The sequence below is a fragment of the Methylobacterium sp. GXS13 genome, from assembly GCF_001455965.1.
GTDB lineage: Bacteria > Pseudomonadota > Alphaproteobacteria > Rhizobiales > Beijerinckiaceae > Methylobacterium.
In genome coordinates this window covers 243399-262736 of the sequence record NZ_LKKO01000025.1, presented here as the reverse complement: position 1 = coordinate 262736, position 19338 = coordinate 243399, and the positions used below count along the sequence as shown (strand labels likewise).

The 19338-nt window shown below is 73.0% G+C and carries 16 protein-coding genes and 2 riboswitches; of the genes, 8 read left to right on the top strand and 8 right to left on the bottom strand.

Annotation, left to right across the window (positions count from 1 at the left end):
* The 3 genes from AO398_RS09580 to AO398_RS09570 form a co-directional block, all read left to right on the top strand.
* On the top strand, positions 1-1792 hold a 1792-nt coding region (locus AO398_RS09580; protein WP_160329322.1), incomplete at its 5' end, for an efflux RND transporter permease subunit.
* 259 nt (positions 1793-2051) lie between these two features.
* Positions 2052-3080: a patatin-like phospholipase family protein gene (locus AO398_RS09575; protein ID WP_058191811.1), complete on the top strand. Its 1029-nt coding sequence runs from the start codon at positions 2052-2054 to the stop codon at positions 3078-3080.
* Between the two features lie 366 nt (positions 3081-3446).
* Entirely contained in the window at positions 3447-4574 is a 1128-nt protein-coding gene (locus AO398_RS09570) for a hypothetical protein (protein WP_244498708.1), read from the top strand.
* A gap of 512 nt (positions 4575-5086) precedes the next feature.
* On the opposite strand, the gene AO398_RS09565 is transcribed toward AO398_RS09570, so the two are convergent.
* The 6 genes from AO398_RS09565 to AO398_RS09540 all read right to left on the bottom strand — a co-directional run bounded on the left by AO398_RS09565 (position 5087) and on the right by AO398_RS09540 (position 12826).
* A complete protein-coding gene (locus tag AO398_RS09565; RefSeq protein ID WP_058191809.1) occupies positions 5087-6778 on the bottom strand; it encodes a DEAD/DEAH box helicase in 1692 nt (563 codons plus the stop codon).
* Positions 6779-7145: 367 nt separating this feature from the next.
* On the bottom strand, positions 7146-7901 hold the full coding sequence (cobF, locus tag AO398_RS09560) for a precorrin-6A synthase (deacetylating) (RefSeq protein WP_058191808.1): 756 nt from the start codon (positions 7899-7901) through the stop codon (positions 7146-7148).
* Positions 7902-7985: 84 nt separating this feature from the next.
* Positions 7986-8933 carry an ornithine cyclodeaminase family protein gene (locus AO398_RS09555; RefSeq protein WP_058191807.1) on the bottom strand — a complete coding sequence of 316 codons (948 nt, stop codon included), beginning with the start codon at positions 8931-8933 and terminating at the stop codon, positions 7986-7988.
* A 131-nt stretch (positions 8934-9064) separates the two neighbouring features.
* Positions 9065-10186: a DSD1 family PLP-dependent enzyme gene (locus tag AO398_RS09550; RefSeq protein ID WP_058191806.1), complete on the bottom strand. Its 1122-nt coding sequence runs from the start codon at positions 10184-10186 to the stop codon at positions 9065-9067.
* 53 nt (positions 10187-10239) lie between these two features.
* Positions 10240-11388 carry a pyridoxal-phosphate dependent enzyme gene (locus tag AO398_RS09545; RefSeq protein ID WP_244498707.1) on the bottom strand — a complete coding sequence of 383 codons (1149 nt, stop codon included), beginning with the start codon at positions 11386-11388 and terminating at the stop codon, positions 10240-10242.
* A 175-nt stretch (positions 11389-11563) separates the two neighbouring features.
* Entirely contained in the window at positions 11564-12826 is a 1263-nt protein-coding gene (locus tag AO398_RS09540) for a D-amino acid dehydrogenase (protein ID WP_058191805.1), read from the bottom strand.
* A gap of 67 nt (positions 12827-12893) precedes the next feature.
* Positions 12894-13007, bottom strand: a riboswitch (glycine riboswitch).
* Positions 13008-13010: 3 nt separating this feature from the next.
* Positions 13011-13114, bottom strand: a riboswitch (glycine riboswitch).
* Positions 13115-13260: 146 nt separating this feature from the next.
* Between AO398_RS09540 and AO398_RS09535 the strand changes: the two genes are divergently transcribed.
* From AO398_RS09535 to AO398_RS09520, 4 genes are all read left to right on the top strand, one after another.
* Positions 13261-13596, top strand: coding sequence for a hypothetical protein (locus AO398_RS09535; protein WP_058191804.1), 336 nt, complete (start codon positions 13261-13263; stop codon positions 13594-13596).
* 297 nt (positions 13597-13893) lie between these two features.
* A complete protein-coding gene (locus AO398_RS09530; RefSeq protein WP_058191803.1) occupies positions 13894-15681 on the top strand; it encodes an ABC transporter ATP-binding protein in 1788 nt (595 codons plus the stop codon).
* A gap of 112 nt (positions 15682-15793) precedes the next feature.
* The gene (locus AO398_RS09525; protein ID WP_058191802.1) at positions 15794-16219 is read left to right on the top strand and encodes a GFA family protein; all 426 of its coding nucleotides are present in this window, start codon (positions 15794-15796) and stop codon (positions 16217-16219) included.
* 140 nt (positions 16220-16359) lie between these two features.
* A complete protein-coding gene (locus AO398_RS09520; RefSeq protein ID WP_058191801.1) occupies positions 16360-16965 on the top strand; it encodes a glutathione S-transferase in 606 nt (201 codons plus the stop codon).
* 63 nt (positions 16966-17028) lie between these two features.
* Here the strand turns inward: AO398_RS09520 and AO398_RS09515 are convergent, their stop codons facing one another.
* Together AO398_RS09515 and argE are read right to left on the bottom strand one after the other, a co-directional pair.
* On the bottom strand, positions 17029-17496 hold the full coding sequence (locus tag AO398_RS09515) for a DoxX family membrane protein (protein WP_058191800.1): 468 nt from the start codon (positions 17494-17496) through the stop codon (positions 17029-17031).
* 159 nt (positions 17497-17655) lie between these two features.
* A complete protein-coding gene (gene argE / locus AO398_RS09510) occupies positions 17656-18840 on the bottom strand; it encodes an acetylornithine deacetylase (protein WP_058191799.1) in 1185 nt (394 codons plus the stop codon).
* Between the two features lie 167 nt (positions 18841-19007).
* Between argE and AO398_RS09505 the strand changes: the two genes are divergently transcribed.
* The gene (locus AO398_RS09505; RefSeq protein WP_058191798.1) at positions 19008-19298 is read left to right on the top strand and encodes a hypothetical protein; all 291 of its coding nucleotides are present in this window, start codon (positions 19008-19010) and stop codon (positions 19296-19298) included.
* Positions 19299-19338: the final 40 nt, after the last annotated feature.

Sequence of the window (19338 nt, the reverse complement as noted above, 5' to 3'; positions counted from 1 at the left end):
CCCCGGGGGGGTGCGGGGGGTGTCCCGCCGGGGCCGGGCGCCCCCGGCCGGGGCCGCCCGCCTGTCCGGCCCCCTGGCGCCCGCCTACGCCCCCGCGGTGTGGGCCTCGCTGGTGGGGCCGCGGAGGGGCCCCCCGGCCCCCCCCCGGATGCTGCGGGGGGGGCCCGGCCGCCCCGGGGCCGGGCCCGCCGCCCCGCCGGTGGTGCGCCTCTGCCGGGCGGCCTACCGGGCGCTGCTCGCCGGGATCGGCCGGGCGCCGCGCACCGCGATCGCCGCGAGCGCGCTGGCGGTGCTGGCCGGGATGGCGCTGGTGCCGCGGCTGGGCGCCAGCTTCCTGCCCGACCTGAAGGAGGGGCACCTGATCCTGCACATGGCGGCTTCCCCCGGCACCGCCCTGCAGGAATCGCAGCGGCTGGGCGGCCTGATCACCGCGGGCCTCAAGGCCATCCCCGGGGTCCGGACCGTGGCGGCGCAGATCGGCCGGGCCGAGGCGGGGCAGGACACCGCCGGCCCCCCTTACCGCGAGATCCATATCGACCTCGAACCCGGCCTCGACGGCGCCGCCCAGCGGGCCGCGGAGGCCGGGATCCGCGCCCTCACGGCCGGATTCCCGGGGGCGGCCTTCTCGCTCAAGACCTTCCTGACCGAGCGGATCGAGGAGACGGTCTCGGGCCACACCGCGCCCGTGGTGGTGAACCTCGTGGGCGACGACCTCGCCCGGATCGAGGCCGCCGCCCGGGCGGTGGCGCGCGAGCTCGCCGAGGTGCGGGGCGCCCGGGACGTGCAGCTCGCCGCCCCGGCCGGGCTGCCGCAGGTGACCGCCGCCTTGCGCCCCGCGGACCTGCGCCACTGGGGGCTCGACGCGATCGAGGTGCTGGAGGCGGTGCGCACCGCCTACCAGGGCGACACGGTCGGCCAGACCTATGTCGGCAACGCGGTGTTCAACGTGCTGGTGATCCTCGACGCCCCGGTGGCCCGCCGGCTCAGCGCGCTGGGCGACCTGCCCCTGCGCAATCCGGGCGGGCGCTACGTCCGGCTCTCCCAGGTCGCCGACATCTACGAGAGCACCGGCCGCTATCAGGTCCAGCACCAGGGCGCCCAGCGGGTCCAGACGGTGACCGCGGGCGTCGAGGGCCGGGACGTGGCCGGCTTCGTGGCGGCGGCGCGCGCCAAGATCGCCCGGTCGGTCCGGCTGCCGGAGGGCGTCTACGTCGCCTTCGCGGGGGCCGCGGAGGCGCAGGCCCGAGCCCGCACCGATCTCCTGGCCCATGCCGCGCTCGCCGGGTTCGGGATCGTGCTGCTGCTCGCCGTGGTCACCGGTTCGGGGGCGAACCTGCTGCTGGTGCTGGTGACCCTGCCCTTCGCGGGGCTGGGCGGGGTGGCGGCGATCGTGCTCACCGGGGGCGTGCTCTCCCTCGGGTCGATCGTCGGCTTCGTCACCCTGTCGGGCATCAGCCTGCGCAACAGCGTGATGATGATCGCCCATTACGAGCAGCTGGTGCAGGCGGGCCGCCCCTGGGACCGGGCCACCGCGGTGGAGGGCGCCGCCGACCGGATGGTGCCGATCCTGATGACCTCCCTGGTCACCGGGCTGGGCCTGCTGCCGCTCGCGCTCGGGGCGGGGGAGCCCGGCCGGGAGATCGAGGGCCCGATGGCGCTGGTGATCCTGGGCGGCCTCGTCACCGCGACGCTGCTCACCCTGGCGATCCTGCCGGAGCTCGCCCTGCGCTTCGCCCGGTTCCGGGCTCCGGGGCCGGGGAGGGGGCTGGACGCGGAGTCCCGGGCCGCCTGAGGGCCTGTTCGACCGCGTGATCTCGGGTGGTCTTCACGGACGCATGGGTTTCCAGAGGGCGGGCGGCCCTTCGGTGGGGTTCAGGGGCGAAGCCCCTGAGGTTCGCAGGGCTCCGCCCTGCACCCGCAAAAGGTCTCGGACCTTTTGAAACCATGACTGTCGTAACAGGTCTCGAACCGGACCGGTCCGCGGCGGTGCAGCAATTCGGGCGCCGGCGCGTTCCCGCTGGCGCGCTGCATGCGCAGGATCGGCAGGGACGATGGCAGAGATGAAACCGCGCGTGGCCCTCGGGCTCCAGGGGGGCGGCTCCTACGGCGCCTATGGCTGGGGCGTGATCGACCGGCTGCTGGAGGAGCATATCGAGATCGTCGCGGTCAGCGGGGCCAGCGCCGGCGCGCTGAACGGCGCCGCCCTGGTGGCGGGGCTGGCCACCGGCGGCGATGCGGGCGGCCGGGAGGGCCTGGAGCGGCTGTGGCGGGCCACGGCCGAGCGCTCGCCTCTGCGCGGCTTCGAGGGATTCGGGGCCTCTTTCGACCCCTTCCTGGACCCGTTCGTCGCCCGGTCCCTGGCCGTGTTCCGCGAGGCCTCGGCCTATGTCTCGCCGTTCCTGCCGACGTTGCGCGACATGCACCTGTTCCAGGCGGTGGTGCGCGCCAGCATCGATCTCGAGACCGTCGCCCGGCAGGAGCGGGTGCCCCTCTACGTCTCGGCCACCGACATCCTGACCGGCGCGGCGCGGCTGTTCACCGGTCCCGAGGTCACCCTGAAGGCGCTGATGGCCTCCTCGTGCCTGCCGGAGCTGTTCGCCCCGGTGGAGATCGACGGCCGGCGCTACTGGGACGGGGGCTACGCCGCCAACCCGGCCCTGGAGCCGCTGGTGTTCAACGGCCACGGCGCCACCGACCTGATCGTCCTGCAGCTGACGCCGTTCGTGACCGACGCGATCGGGCTGATGCCCTCCGAGATCGCCGGGCGGGTCAGCGACATCAGCTTCAACGCCTGCCTGATGCGCGACCTGAAGGCGCTGACCGAGCTGCAGAGTTACGCCCGGCAGACGCAGACCGAGGATGCCCGGATGCGGGCGGTGGCCGACATCAACATCCACCTGCTGCAGGCGCCCTGCGCGCTGGCCGGGGGCGAGATCAGCAAGCTCGACACCCGCTGGTCGACGATCGGTTCCCTGCGCGACCTCGGCCGCGCCACCGCCGAGCGCTGGCTCGCCGAGACCGGCCACGCGATCGGGACGGATTCGAGCCTGCAGACCCTGGAGGCGGCCATCGCGCCCTGAGGCCGGGCAACGGGGCACACCCGTCGCATTCATCAGTAAGCGCTTGAAGCACTGTGCGTTTTCCCCTCCCCCTTGTGGGGAGGGGCAGGGGTGGGGGTGGTTCAGGCTCGAACGGAACGGTGCCTTCTGCACCACCCCCACCTCCAACTCCTCCCCGCAAGGGGGAGGAGAGCGCGTTCCGTGATCCCGCCAGGGGCCGGGGAGGGGGCTCCACGGCACCGGCCCCCAAAAAGACCCCTCCTCCCGGGCCGGTCGCGCCGGCTCCCCGGCGGCGCCCATGCGCGGACGGGGCTGGACAAACCCGGGCGGACACCGCGATCTGTCGCGAAAGGGCTCGGTGGATCAGAGCGAACGACAGTGACCGGGATGAGGAACGCGGCGGCCGCGAGGCTTTCGGAGCGGCTCCACGGGTTTCGGAGCCTGGGCGACAATTGCGAGTTCGGCTTCGTGCAGCGCTACGGCGGCGTCGAGCCGTCCGGGCTGCTGCGGTTCTCCTACACGCCGATGGCGGACCTGATCCGCGGCCTGCGCTGCGGATTTGCGGATTTCGGCGTGCCGGGGGACCTGCGCATCGCGGTCAGCGAAGGCGGCACCTATTACTGCCACAGCGTGGCCTACAACATCTGGGCGAACACCGGCCATGCCGCCGGCTCGATCGACCCGGCGGTGCTGGTCGAGCGCGAATACGGCCGCCTCGCCCATCTCAAGCGCAAGATGCTCGACGACCTCGCCGACGGGTCGAAGATCCTGGTGCGCAAGCTCGGCCGCGACACCCCGGATTCCGCGTTCGAGCGCCTGGCCGAGGCGGTCTGGGCGCACGGTCCCTCGACGCTGCTGCGCGTCACCGAGGCCGGGCCGGATTGGCGCCCGGAGCCCGCAAGGCGGGTCGCCGACCGGGTGATCGCCGGGCAGGTGCGCCGCTTCGCCCCCACCGAGCAGGCCTGGGAGGTCGATCTCGAACCCTGGATCCAGCTCATCGACAGCGCCTACGCGCTGGAGCACGGCCAAGCGCCGACCGACCTGGGGGCGGGGGCCTTCGCGGACGTCCTGACGCTGCCGGGCGGCCTGCGCCGGCATGCCGGGCGGCACCCGAATCTGGCGCTCAGCGCCTATACGCGGGCGGTCGACCCGGCCGGCCTCGGCACCGACCGGGCCTACGTGTTCTCGACCTGGGTGTGGATCCCGGAGGCGTTCGGCGGCGAACGGATCTTCGCCGTCGCCGGGCACGGGCGCCTGGGCTGGCGCGACGCCGACCTGTCCCGGCGCGGTTGCTGGCAGCGGGTCTGGGCCGGCGGGCGGATGCGCCCGGGGGTCGACCGCGAGCCCGTGGGCCTCGGCATGATCGGGACCAAGCGGGACCAGTTCTGGTCGTTCGGCGCGCGCTTCCACGAAGGCCCGATCCCGGAGGAGGGGGCCGCGCCCACAATCCGGATGCCGCCTGCCCGCTTATCCGGGCGCCGCCTGTTCGGCTGGCTGCGGTCCCGGCTGCCGTAACGCGCGCGCGCCATTCCAGCGCGCCATTCCAGAGCTCAGCAAGCGAGCCCGGCCCTGACGAGGCCGTCGGAAGCGCCGATCGCGAGCCGCCGATCGCCCGCACGACCTCGACCTGTCGGCGGATCTGGATCCCGGGCTCCGCTACGCGGCCCCGGGATGACGGTGTGGTTCTGGAGGCTGCTGCCCGGATCCTGCGCCAGGGCCGTCAGGAGACATCCCGGACCCTGCCATCGGCCCCAACCACACCCCTCCCGACCCAGATCCAAAGTTCGCATAAGATATATTATGGAACTAAACCGATCGATCCGACCGGGTGAGGGGGCCTGGCATGCCAGATGGCCGACTAGGTGGCCGGGCTTGGGGCAGATCCGGAGCGCGGCCCGACCCTTGGTGCGGCCGCGTGACGACGCAGCGGAATGGCGGCGCGGCTCCGCCCGGCAAGCGGCCACGCGACGGGACCGGGTGAGGGCGGTTCGCGGAACCCGGGCCAAAGCGCCCTCCCCGCGGCGGCGTCATGCGCCGCGTCCGGCGAGCCGGCTCTGGTCGGCGAAGATCCGGCCGTCCTGGGCGCGGCACTCGATCTGGTCCGACAGCCGGCCGGGCCGGATCCGGATCGCCGCCGGCCGGGCCAGGGACTCGGCCTGGTCCAGGAAGCCGGCGGCATCCATGGGCGCGTCGCGCCCGCCGCCGAGCCCGCGCCACCACAGCACCGCCTTCTCCCGCTCGTAGCCGCTGCGCTCGGGCCGCAGGCGCACCCGCCAATCGGCCGCGGCGGCGCCGTCCCGCCAGCCGAGCACGAGGTCGAGCCCGTCCGGGGCCGCCTCCAGGGTCAGATCCGTCACCGGATGCCAGGGCGCCTCCGCCTCCGGGGCAGGGCCGGCCGGCTCGACCATGGGCGTGATGTCGGCCGAAAGGATCGGCAGCTCGTCCTCGGCCGCGGCGTCGTGCAGGGGGGCGCCCTCCTCCTCCGTCTCCGGCTCGGTCCAGCAGGCCTCGCAGGTGGAGGCGTTCAGGGCGATCAGGGCGCCGCAGCCGGGGCAGGGCTTGGCGCGCAGGCCCCCTGCCCCGGCCAGCACCTGGGCGGCACTCTGCGCCGTCACGGCGTCCACCGGCCCGTGCATCCGCACCAGGCCGGCATAGTCGAGGATCAGCGCGTCTTCCTTGCCGGGGGCGCAGCGCAGCGGCTGGCCGACCTGCTGGACGTAGAGCCCGGTGCTGCGGGTCGGGCGCAGCAGGGCCACGAGGTCGACCTCCGGGGCGTTGAAGCCGGTGCCGAGCACGCCCACCGAGGTCAGGCAGCGGATCTTGCCTGCCCGGAACGCCGCCACGATCCGGTCGCGCTCCCGGCGGGGCGTCTCCCCCGAGACCGTCTCGCAGGAATACCCCTCGGCCCGCACCGCGTCGCGCACGGCCTCGGCATGGGCGAGGCCGGCGCAGAAGGCGAGCCAGGCCCGGCGCCCGCTGCCGTATTCCGTCAGCTCGGCCACGGCGGCCTTGGTGATCCAGGCGCGGTTGACCGCCGCCTCCAGCTCCCCCGGGATGTAGTCGCCCCCGCGCCGGCCGACCCCGGAGACGTCGAGCTGGGTGAGCGTCGCCTTGGACACGAGGGGCGCCAGGAAACCGCGCCGGATCAGGTCGCCGGTATCGGCCTCGTAGGCGATCCCGGAAAACAGGCGGCCCGCGCCGGCGTCGAGCCGGCCGGAATCGAGCCGGTAGGGGGTCGCGGTGAAGCCCGCCACCCGCATCCCGGGCGTCAGCGCCTGCAGGCCTGCCAGGAACCGGCCGTAGCGGGTCTGGGCGGCGCGGGGGATCAGGTGCGCCTCGTCGACGATCACGAGGTCGCGCGGGCCGACCGCGTCGAGCCGGTCGGCCACGGACTGGATGCCGCAGACCAGGACCTGCGCCCCGGCCTCCCGCCGCCCGAGCCCGGCGGAGAAAATGCCGGCCGGCGCCTCCGGCCAGTAGCGGGTCAGCTCCGAGAAATTCTGGGCGACGAGCTCGCGGCTGTGGGTGACGATCGCCACCCGGGCGAGGGGGTCTTGTGTGACCATCTCCTGGGCCAACGCAGCGATGACCAGGGCCTTGCCGGCCCCGGTGGGCAGCACGACCAGATGGCCGGGCGCCGCCGCGTCGCCCCCTCCCCGCCCCCAGGCGGCCGCGAGCGCGTCGAGGCTGGCGCGCTGGTAGTCCCGCAAGCGCAGCATGGCGGCGGTCTAGCCGGGTCGGGCCGTCCTGTCCGTGGCGGCGGGGTCACGGCGGGGGGCGGCGTTCTCACGGGGCGCGTTGGCCCGGGTCCTCCCACGCTCTCCCCGCGTCCCTGCCGATCCACACAGCGTTCCGGCAGCAAGCGTTTGAAGCACCGCGCTTTTCCCCGCCCCCCTTGCGGGGAGGGGCCAGGGGTGGGGGTGGTGCAGGATCGCGCGTGAGGGTGCCTCGTGAGCCACCCCCACCGCCCACTCCTCCCCACAAGGGGGAGGAGCGCGCGGCGCGCACAGGATGAGGGGAGAGCGTGGGATACCCGCGCGCGCAGCGCAGCGATTCAGGGCCGCGCGGGAGGGCGGCCTCTCACGCTCAGAGCCGCCGGAGCAGATAAATATCCATGATCCAGCCATGCCGCGCCCGGGCCTCGGCCCGGACCTTCCGGATCTCGTCGCCGACCGTGCCGAGGCGGCCGGAGACCAGGATCTCGTCCGGGCTGCCGAGATAGGCGCCCCAGTAGATCGTCAGATCCGGGTCGAGATGGGCGAAGCTCGGATCGCCGTCGAGCATCACCACGACGCTCTCGGCATCCTCTGGCCAGCCCGCGGCGAGGCGGCGCCCGGTGGTGATCAGCACCGGGCCGCCGATGGCGTTCAGCGGCACGCCGTGGCGGGCAGCCAGGACCTGCACGCTGGAGAGGCCGGGGATCACGGCGCAGGTCAGGGCGAGACGCCCGCGCGACGCAATGCGGTCGAGGATCCGCAGGGTGCTGTCGTAGAGGGCCGGGTCGCCCCAGACCAGGATCGCCCCGACCTGCCCGTCCTCGAGCGCCGCCGCGAAGGCCGCCTCCAGCCGCTCGGCCCGGGCCGCGTGCCAGGCCTCGACGGTGGCGCCGTAATCGGCCGGGCGGCGCTCCCGGGGCGGATCCTCGACGGTGACGACCCGGTGGGGTTTCGAGATGTGGGCGGCGCAGATCCGCTTGCGGATCTCCACGAGGTCGGCGGTCTCGGCGCGCTTGTCGAGCACGAACACCGCGTCGACATCGGAGAGCGCCCGCACCGCCTGGAGGGTCAGGTGCTCGGGATCGCCCGTGCCGATGCCGATGACCCGGATCTGCCTGTCCTGCATGCGCAATCCTGGTTTCAAAAGGTCTCCGACCTTTTGCGGGTGCAGGGCGGCGCCCTGCTCGTCTTCATCAGGGCTCCGCCCTGATTACCCGCCAAAGGGCTCATGCCCTTTGGAAACCCATTTTGCCAGGATCGCCCGGGCGATGGTCAGGTCCTGGAGGGCGATGCCGGAGGAATCGAACACCGTGATCGCCTCGGGGTCGGTCCGGGCCCCCTGCCCGCTCCCCAGCACGGCGCCGATCGCCCGCAGCTCCGCCGCCGCGGGGGCGTGCTGGAACTCGCCGATGGTGCGCGATTGCTCGGGCAGGTCGCAGAACAGCGCAGCCCGCTCGAGCAGGGCCGGGGGCAGCTCCTGCTTGCCCTTGGCATCCGCCCCCATGGCGGCGACATGGGTGCCGGGGCGGACCCAATCGGCCTCGAACAGAGGCGCCCGGGCGGGCGTGGCCGTCACGATCACGTCGGCGGCCCGGCAGGCCTCCTGCGCGGAGGCCGTCCGCACCTCGACCGCGGCCCCCTGCCCCCGCAGGCGCTCGGCAAACCCCGCGACCTTGTCGTGATCCCGCGCCACCACCAGCACGGTCCGGATCGGCAGGATCCGGGCGAGCGCCGCGCATTCGAATTCCGCCTGGTTGCCGGCCCCGAACACGGCGAGCACCGCCGAATCCGGCCGGGCCAGGACGCTCGCCGCCACCGCGTCGGCGGCGGCGGTGCGGTAGGCGTTGACGCGGCCCGCCTCGATCACCGTGTCGACCCGGCCGACCGCCTGGTCGAACAGCAGGATCACCGAATTGTGCCGCGGCAGGCCCCGGTCCGGGTTGCCTGGCCAGAACGAGCCGACCTTCAGGCCGGCATAGTCGGCCGTCGATCCCGACTTGATCGAGAACCGGTTGGCCGGCTCCGAGCCGTGGCCCAGCACGGCCGGGAACAGGGTGGTTCCGGGGGCGACCGCGGCGATCAGCGCCTCCCGGGCCGCCGCGAACGCCAGGGCGTGATCGACCAGGGCGGCGGATTCCTCCTCCGAGATGAAGCGCATGGCGTGACGATCTCCAAGGTCATGGTTTCAAAAGGTCTGCGACCTTTTGCGGGTGCAGGGCAGCGCCCTGCCGTGATGTATCAGGGCTCCGCCCCGACACCCCGCCAAAGGGCTCGCCCTTTGGGAACCCGTTACAGGGTCATGCCGCGGGCGGTGACCGGCCAGACCGCCTCGACCCGGCCGTCCCGCACGCCGACATACCAGTCGTAGACGTTGACGGTCGGGTCGCAATGGCCCGGAATCAGCTTCAGGCGGTCGTTGAGCTTGAGCACGTTGCCGGGATCGCTGATCACCCCGTGCTCGTCCGAGCACTTGACGTATTCCACGTCGCTCCGGCCGAACACCAGGGGCAGGCCGCTGTCGATGCTCTGGGCCTTCAGGCCGGCGTCGCAGATCGCGACATCGGCCTTGGCCTTGCTCATGATCGACGTGACGATGAACAGGCTGTTCTCGAAGTCGCCGATCGGCTGGCCGCTGGCATCCTTCACCCGCTGGTAGTCGGCATCCATGAACACGTAGGAGCCGCATTGCAGCTCGTTGTAGACGCCGCTGCCGCCCTCCAGGGCGAAGCTGCCGGTGCCGGCGCCCGCCACAATGGCGCAATCGAGCCCCTCGGCCTTCAGCAGGTCGACGGTGCGCTTCGTGTCGTCGATCGCCGTCTGGATCAGGGCCTTGCGCTCGGCGTAGTCGCGCACGTGCTGCGCCCGGCCCTGATAGGCCTGCAGCCCAGCGAATGTGAGCCCCGGCGCCGCCGCGATCTTTTTCGCGATCGCCACGGCCGGCTCGCCCGGGGCGACGCCGCAGCGGCCGGCGCCGACATCGATCTCCACCAGGGCCTCGAGGGTGACGCCGTACTTGACCGCCGCCGCCGACAGGTCATCGACATTGCCGGGGTCGTCGACGCAGACCAGCACCCGCGCCCGTTTGGCCAGCGCGGCCAGGCGCTCGATCTTCTGCGGCGCCACGACCTGGTTCGAGACGAGCACGTCGCGGATGCCGGCGCTGACCAAAGCCTCGGCCTCGCTGACCTTCTGGCAGCAGACGCCGCAGGCCCCGCCCCGCTCGATCTGCACGGTCGCGATGTCGGAGGATTTGTGCGTCTTGGCGTGGGCCCGGTGGCGCAGGCCGTTCTCCTTCATGAAGCGGCCGAGCTTGTCGACGTTGCGCTCGAAGGCGTCGAGATCGACCATCAGGCAGGGGGTGTCGACCTCCTCGACCGGCATGCCGACGCGGGCGGGAATGTTGTTGCGCATGGGGTGTCTCCTCCTGGTCGGGCGTTTTTTCGTTTCGCAATCGCCTCAGCGGGTCACGGGGCGAGACCCAAAAGCTCGGCGATGCGCGGCGTCGCCTTGATGCCGGTGCCGGTGAGCACCACCGCGACGGTCTCGTCGGGACGGATCGCGCCGCTGGCGGTCAGGTCGGTCAGCGCCGCCGCGGCCATCGCGCAGGTCGGCTCGACGTAGAGGCCGGAGCGCACGAGCTCCATCAGCGCCGCCTCGATCGCCGCCTCCGAGACCGCCACGGTGCCGCCGCCGGACCGGCGGAGCGCCGCCAGCACCGCCCGGCCGCGCACCGGCTGGGCGATGGACGCGCCCTCGGCCAAGGTCGGGCGCGGGGTGACCGCCACATAGTCTTCGGCCCCCGCCTGGAAGCCGGCATGCAGGGGCGCGCACTGGGCCGGCTGCACCGCGTAGAGGCGCGGCAGCCGGGCGATCGCCCCCCGGCGCAGCAGCTCCGAGAAGCCGATGTCGCAGCCGAGCACGTTGCTGCCCGCCCCGCACGGGATGATCACGGCGTCCGGGGCGGTGAATCCCAGGTCCTCCCACAGCTCGTAGGCCAGCGTCTTGGTGCCCTGGAGGAAATGCGCCTGCCAGTTGTGGCTGGCGTAGAAGATGTCCTCGGCCTGCCGGACGGCCGCGTCCGCGGCGTCCTGGCGGGTGCCGGGGATCAGCTCGACCTCGGCGCCGGCGGCGCGCATCTGCACGGTCTTGGCCGGCGAGGTCGAGGCCGGGACCAGGATCTTGGCCCGCATCCCGGCGGCGGCCGCGTAGGTCGCCACCGCGGCGCCGCCATTGCCGGACGAATCCTCCAGCACCGCGTCGATGCCCTGCTGGCGCAGGATCGACAGCATCACGGAGGCGCCGCGATCCTTGAAGCTGCCCGAGGGGGCGAACCATTCGAGCTTGAAATGGGCCTGGCGCCCCCGCCAGGGCCGGCGCACCAGCGGCGTGCAGCCCTCCCCCAGCGAGACCGGATCCGTGACCGCCACCGGCAGCGCCGCCGCGTAGCGCCAGAGCGAGCGCTGCCCGGTGTCGATCTGCCCCCGGTCGATCCCGGGCAGCGGCGAGATCATCAGCGGCCCGCCCGACTCGCCGCGCCAGCGCGGCATCTCGATCGGGTAGGAGGCGCCGGTGGCGGGGTCGATATAGGCAGGGGGCATATTGGACGCAGGCATGCGCATCACGGCTCGGGGATCCGGGGCGGCTCGGTCAGTGTATACATAATAATCCGGCCTGGCACGTCGGCCGTGGGACATCCGAGATCCTTGGCGGGTGCGGAGCTCGCCCGCCTCATCAGGGCTCCGCCCTGATCACCCGCCAAAGGGCTGGCCCTTTGGGAACCCCGGACTTTCAGGCCGCCAAGTTCAAACTCACGGCCTCCGGCGCATGCTCCGCGGCCACCGCCTCGGCCAGAAGCTCGGCGGTGGCCCCCGAGAGGGTCCAGCCGAGATGGCCGTGGCCGGTGTTGTAGAACACGCCCTTCCGGCGGCCGCGGCCGACCTTGGGCAGCATGTTCGGCAGCATCGGCCGCAGGCCGCTCCAGGCCACCACCCGGTCGGTGTCGACAAGCGGGAACTGCTCCCGGGTCCAGTCGATCAGCGGCTGCACCCGGTCGTGGCGGATGTCGCGGTTGAAGCCGTTGAACTCGGCGGTGCCGGCGACACGCAGGCGCGCGTCGCCGAGCCGGCTGGTGACGATCTTGGCCGCCTCGTCGAGGATGCTGACCTCCGGGGCCGCAGCCTGCGCCTGCGGGGTCAGCAGGTTCACGGTGATCGAATAGCCCTTCACCGGGTAGACGTTGACCCGGTCGCCGAGCATCGCGGCGAAGCGCCGGCTGGCGCAGCCCGCGCAGATCACCACCGCGTCGGCCTGCAGCGCCTGCGGGACGGCGGACGGCCGGTCAGCCTGGCGCCAGCCGATGGCGTAGCCCCCCGCCCCGGCCCCGATCGTCTCGACGCTGGCATCGTGGACGAAGCGGACGCCCTTGCGGGCGCGGGCGGCGGCGAGGCCGCGGGTGAAGGTGTGGATGTCGCCGGTGGCGTCCGACGGGGTGAAGTAGCCGCCGGCGTAGGTGCCGGCCAGCGTCGGCTCGATCGCCCGGATCTCCTCCGGGGTCACGGCGTAGCGCTCGAGCCCGCCCTCCCGCAGCAGGGCGTTGACGGCATGCGCCTTCTCGAAGCTCGCCCGGTCCCGGTAGAAATGCAGGATGCCGCGGGTTTTCAGGTCGAAATCGATGCCCTCGGCCTCGGCCATGGCGAACAGGGCGGTGCGCGCCTTGAGGGCCAGCCGCACGGTCTCCACGGTGTTCTGCCGGTAATGCGCGATCTCGCGCATGAACTCCGCCATCCAGGACAGCTTGTGCCAGGAGGGGGTGGGATTCATCAGCAGCGGCGCGTCGCGGCGCATCATCCACTGGACGCCGTGGAGCACGGTGGAGAGCTTGTTCCAGACCTCGGCGTTGCAGGCCGAGAGCTGGCCGCCATTGGCGAAGGAGGTCTCCATGGCGGCGTAGCGCTGCCGGTCGAGGACGGTGACGCGGTAGCCGCGCTGGGCGAGCGCGTAGGCGGTGGTCACGCCGGTGATGCCGGCGCCGATGACGGCGATGTGGGTCATGGTGTGGGACTCCGGGACGTGCGGACGCGAGAAGGCCGCCCTGTGCGGTCGGCCGGTTGCGCGCCCCATCTGTCCCGGTGCCTGAGAGCTTGATCCGGCCGGCCCTGGCGAGGCTGGCACGGACGTCCCCTTCGGCGGGTGCCCACGGACCCAGAAGGATCCGCTGCACCGCTCTCCAGATCGCCCTGACGACACGGTTCCGGTGCCTGAGAGTTTCCGGGGCGGTTGCTCCGTCGGCGCCGGGTCCCCCTCTGGTGGGTGGATCCCGGTCTCTCCCGCATCGTCGCGATGGGCTGGGGTATCGATACCCCGATTCGGCCGGCCGGGTGAAGGCCGGGAGCCCGGCGCCTGCCGACAGCGCGGCCGCCCTGTCACCCGCCGGGAGCGATCCCGGCGCTCGCCGGTTGACCGGTGGAGGCTGAGGAGACGCCCCGATGCTGACCAGGACCGCGATCTACGAGGGCACGGTGCGCGACGGCCGGGACGAGGAGTTCTTCCGCCGGGTCCGGGACGAGCTGGAGCCGTTCTGGCGGCGCTTCCCGGGGGTCACCGCGGTGCGGGTGCAGCGCCTGGCCTCCAAGGATGCCGACGCCCGGCCGATCGCCATGATCCTGGAGATGGACTTTCCCGATCAGGCGGCGCTCGACGCCTGCCTGGCCTCCTCGATCCGCCCGGACTCCCACGCCGCCACCGAGGCGGTGATGCAGCTGTTCGACGGCCGGTTCTACGACTTGGTCAGCACGGCGCGCAGCCTGGAGGTCGCGGGCTAGGGCCGGACGGCCCGACCGCCGGGGCGGGATCCGGCGTGGAGAATCGGTTCCGGTTCCCCTAGCCTCGTCCCCGTCGCGCTCGATCGAGGGAGGGGCTGCATGATAACTGTCGTTGCCGTCCTCCCCGCAGGAATCGCCGGCGTCGCCGCCTGGATCGGCTAGCCGCCTTCCCGCCGCGCCCGGCCGCACGGCCCCGGCGCCCCTGAGCCCCCCTCCCGTCTGACCTCGCCGGCCCGCATCGCATCCGATGCCGGGCCCGCGTCTCCCGGAGCCGACGCCGACGCGTCGGGCATAGGCATGTCTCTGTCCTCCCCCCGGCGGGCGGGCGCGGTCCGCCGCGTCCTCGCCTTCGTCGTCCGCGGCTGGCGCAAGCGCTGGCCCCTGGTCGCCGGCCTGTCCGGCGCGATCACGCTGGCCACCTTCGCGGAGGTGATGCTGTCGCTCTACGCGGGCCGGCTGGTCGACGCGCTTGCCGCGGCCGAGCGCCAGGCGGCCCTGGCGGCCGCCCTGCCCGCCTTCCTGGCGATGACGGCGCTCGGCCTCGCCACCGCGCTGCTGCGGCACGTGGCGTGGAGCCTCGTGGTGCCGCTCACCCTCCACACCATGAGCGACATGGCCCGGGACGGCTTCGCCCGGGTCCAGCGCTTCTCCACCGAGTGGCACGCCAACACCTTCTCGGGCTCCACCGTCCGGAAGATCTCCCGCGGCATGTGGGCCCTCGACGGGCTCAACGACACGCTGCTGCTGGCGCTGCTGCCCGCCCTGGTGGTGCTCCTGGGCACCGCCCTCGTGCTCGGCCTGCATTGGCCGGTCCTCGGCGCGGTGGTGGCGGGCGCCGGCCCCGCCTATGTCGGCGCCACCGCCCTCCTGGCGACCCGGGTCATCGCGCCCGCATCCGCCCTCTCGAACGCCCTCGACACGCGGCTCGGCGGCGCCCTGAGCGATGCGATCGGCAACAACGCCGTGGTCAAGGCCTTCGGCGCCGAGGGCCGGGAGGAGGCGCGCCTCGGCCGGCTCCTGGCCAAGTGGCAGCGGCGCACGCACCGCACCTGGATGATCATCACCTGGAGCGGTACCGGCCAGCTCGGGCTGCTGCTGGCGCTGCGCACCGCCATCGTCGCCACCGCCCTGGGGCTGTGGTGGCGCGGGGAGGCGAGCCCGGGCGACGTCGCCTACGTGCTCACCACCACCTTCGTGGTGCACGGCTACCTGCGCGAGATCGGCGGCCACATCAACCATCTGCAGCGGGCGGTCAACGAGATGGAGGAGCTGGTCGCCCTGGCGGCCGAGCCCGTCGGCGTCGCCGACAAGGCCGGCGCGGTCCCGCTCGCGGTCGCGGGCGGGACGATCCGCTTCGAGGATGTGCGCTTCCATTACGGCGCCCACGGAAACCCGCTCTACGACGGGCTGTCGGTGACGATCCCGGCGGGCCAGCGGGTCGGGTTGGTCGGCCGCTCGGGCTCGGGCAAGACCACCTTCGTCAAGCTGATCCAGCGGCTCTACGACGTCTCGGGCGGGCGGGTGACCATCGACGGGCAGGACGTGGCGGCAGCCAGCCAGGCGAGCCTGCGGGCGCAGGTCGCGATCGTGCCCCAGGAGCCGGTGCTGTTCCACCGGTCGCTGGCCGAGAACATCGCCTATGCCCGGCCCGGCGCCTCGGCGCAGGACATCGAGCGGGCGGCCCGGCTCGCCAACGCGCACGCTTTCATGGCGCGGCTGCCCAAGGGCTACGCCACGCTGGTGGGCGAGCGCGGCGTCAAGCTCTCGGGCGGCCAGCGCCAGCGGGTGGCGCTCGCCCGCGCCTTCCTGGCGGACGCGCCGATCCTGATCCTGGACGAGGCGACCTCGAGCCTCGACTCGGAATCCGAGGCCCTGGTCCAGGAGGCGATGGCCCGGCTGATGCACGGGCGCACCGCGATCGTGATCGCCCACCGGCTCTCGACCGTGCAGGCGCTCGACCGCATCCTCGTGTTCGACCACGGCCGGATCGTCGAGGACGGCCCCCACGCCGCCCTGATGCGCCGCTCGGGCGGGGCCTACCGGGCCCTGTTCGAGCGGCAATCCGTCCTGGCGGAGAGCGCGTGAGGGCCACGCGCGGCGCGTGCGTTTTCCTCACGCAATGCGTGAGGGTTTCAGGGATTGTCCGGCCGGGATCCCGGGTCTACCCCCGACGGGTTTCCGGGCGGGACCGCGCACCATGACCCTCCACACCGGCCAGTGCCATTGCGGCGCGGTGCGCTTCCGGGCGCGGCTCGGCGACGGCTTCACGTCGATCCGCCGCTGCACCTGCTCCTATTGCCGGATGCGCGGCGCCGTGGTCGCCATGGCGGAGGCGGGCGGGGTCGAGATCCTGCAGGGCGCGGAGACGCTGACCCGCTACCGCTTCCACACCGGGACGGCGGAGCACTTCTTCTGTTCCCGCTGCGGGATCTACACCCATCACCAGCGGCGCTCGAACCAGGCCCTCTACGCCGTGAACGTGGCGTGCCTCGCTGGGGTCAGCCCGTTCGATTTCCCCGCGGTGCCCGTGATGGACGGGGTCAACCACACCAACGACACCGGCCAGCCGACCCGCCGGGCCGGCACGCTGCGGTTCGATCCGGCCGGCACGGATCGCGCCTGACAGGCCTGGTTTCACGAGGTCCGTGATCTTGTGCGGGTCCAGGGCGGAGCCCTTTGGAAACCCGGTTGCCGCGCCGGGGCTGGATTCCGGCAAGCAGAGGAGTGCAAGGTCCGGGCGTCACGACGAACCGGGACGGTCCGATGAAGCTCCTCTACTCCCCCGCCTCCCCGTATGCCCGCAAGGTGCTGGTGCTGGCCCACGAGACCGGGCTGATCGACCGGATCGCCGTCACCGCCGCCGGCGCCTCCCCGACCGGCCCCTCCCCCGAGGTCGCCGCCCACAATCCCCTCGGCAAGGTCCCGGCTCTGGTGCTGGAAGACAGCACCGCCCTCTACGACAGCCGGGTGATCTGCGAGTATCTCGACGGCCTCTCGGACGGCCCGCGCCTGTTCCCCGAGGGTCCGGCGCGCTGGGACGCGCTCACCCGGCAGGCGCTCGCCGACGGCCTGCTCGATGCCGCGCTGCTCACCCGCTACGAGCGGGTCCTGCGCCCGGAGGCGCAGCGCTGGGCGGCCTGGGAGGCCGGCCAGGTGGCCAAGATCACGGCGGCGCTCGACCGGTTCGAGACCCTGGTCGCCGACATGCCGGTCCTGGATATCGGCTCGGTCGCGATGGCCTGCGCGCTGGGCTATCTCGACCTGCGCTTCCCCGATCTCGCCTGGCGCGCGGGGCGCCCCGCCACCGCCGCCTGGTCCGCGGTGTTCGAGGGCCGGCCCTCGATGGTCGCGACGATCCCGAAGGGGTGAGGCCTCGGGGCTGCGCGCCCCGAACCCCGTCAAAGGGCCGTGGGCCCTTTGGGATCCCGGATTCTACGGCCGGGCCTGGATGGCGTAGGGGTGGGATGAGGCCAGCGGGTCGGAAAAGAAGCCCTGGACCGTCCCGGCGCCCGTCCCGAAGGTGATCAGCAAAAAACCTCCGGCCAGCGCAAAATTCTTTAAGAAGTCCCAGAACAGTTCGCGGCCCTTGCCGCCCGCCCAGAAGTCGCCGGGCGCCCAGAACGGCTTCCACAGCAGCGCGGTGACGCCGCAATAGCCGGCGAGCACGAAGGCTGCCGCCCGGTCGGCGAAGCCGGTCAGGATGCACAGCGACATCCCGATCTCGACCCCGAGCCCGATCAGGATCAGCAGGGTCGCCGGTCCGGTGGCATGCACCGCCTGCCGGGCCTGGCCGACCGCGCCCTTGAAGTTGAGGATCTTGTCGAGCGCGCTGAACGGCAGGAAGAGCAGCACCAGAAGCAGGCGGACGCCGAACGCGATCGCGACGCTGAGGCTGGCCATGCGCTTGTCGCCGATTCCCGACCCGGCCCCGCGGGCCGCCGCTCCTCAAACCGCGAGCGGCACAAAGGTTTCTTCGAAGGGACTCCCGACGGCCGGCGGAACGGGGGCAGCCTTCGCAGGCCCTTCGCCGGGACGGCCGCGCTTCCCTTCGCCGTCCCTTCAGCCCCGGCAGTCCCGGATCAGCCGCCGGACGAACTCCGCGCAGGCCGCGAGCTCGTCCCGGGTCACGTATTCGTCCGCCTTGTGGGCCCGGGCGATCGAGCCCGGGCCGATCACCACCGCCGGAATCCCCCCCAGCCGCTCGAACAGCCCGCCCTCCGTCCCGTACGAAACCTTGCCATGGGCGTTGCGCCCGGCCAGCCGCTTGGCGAGCGTCACGATCGCCGCCTCCGGGCCGGTGTCGAGGCCGGGATAGTCGATCAGCGGCTCGACCTCGACGCCGCAGGCCGGATCCGTCTCCCGCATCAGCGGCGCCAGCGTTTCGGTGGCGTAGGCGATCGCAGCCGCCGCCAGCGCCCCGGCATCGTCGGCGCCGATCGCCCGGTACTCGAATTCCACGCTGCAGGCATCCGGCACGATGTTGAGCGCCGAGCCGCCCCGGACCACGCTCGACAGGCCGGTGGTGTGGGGCACGTCGTAGAGCGGGTCGCGGGCGCCGAGCCGGTCGATCGCCTCCGCGGACAGGCGGACATGCTCGATGAAGCGGGCGGCGTATTCCACCGCGTTGACGCCCGCGGGCGCCAGGGCCGAATGGCTCGCCTTGCCCCGAAAGGTGAGGCGGGACGCGGATTTGCCCTTATGCCCGACCACCACGCCCATCCCGGTAGGCTCGCCGACGAAGCAGCCGAGCGGGCGCGGCCCCCGCTCCAGCATCCAGGCGATCAGCGGGCGCACCCCGAGGCAGCCAACCTCCTCGTCGTACGAGATCGCGATGTGGAGCGGGGTCGCGAGTTCCGCCGCCATCATTTCCGGCAGCAGTGCCAGGCAGACGGCGAGAAAGCCCTTCATGTCGGAGGTGCCGCGCCCGTAGAGCCGGCCCGCCTCCTCCCGCAGGACGAACGGGTCCGACGACCAGGGCTGGCCCTCCACCGGCACCACGTCGCTGTGCCCGGAGAGCACGTAGCCGGCCCGCGTCTCGAACGGGCCGACGCTGACGAGCAGGGCGGCCTTGGTCCCGGTGGCGTCGGGCACCCGGGCGACCGCAGCGCCGTGAGCGCGGCAATACGCCTCCGCCCAGTCGATCAGCGGCAGGTTCGAGCGGGCGCTCACCGTGTCGAAGGCCACCAGGGTCTCGAGCAGCGCCACCGGATCCTGCGCGGCGGGGGTTTTGGCGGCGATCGGCATCGGGCGGCTCGCAGGGTCTCGGGGGAGGGCGTCCCGCATCCTACGGGGTTTTTGCAGGTTTCGGACCGGCGAAAACCGCCCTGCCCCGGGCTCGTCCCCGGAACCGATGGCAGGGCACGGCGTAGCCGCCGGTGAAGGTCCCGCCGCGCGCCCTGCGAGCCCGAACCATGCGCCCTCTGATCCTCGCGACCCTGATGTCGGCGGCGCTGCTGCTGGCGATCGCCCCGGCCGAGGCCCGGCCACCCCAGCGCAAGCCGCACCACCGGCACGCATCCGACATGGAGGCGACGCTGGCCCACATGGCCGAAGGCGACCGGCTCCGGAACTGGCGGGCCTGGCAGGTGCCCCGGCCCTTCGCACGCCCCCTCCCCCCGGCCACGCGGGAGCGGGTCGCCGCCCCGCCATTTACCGGCTGGGGCTACGGCGGCCCGATCCCGGGGGCCTGGCCCGGCTTCTGACCCGCTGCCCCTTCCCCGCCGAGACCGATCCCGAGGCCCG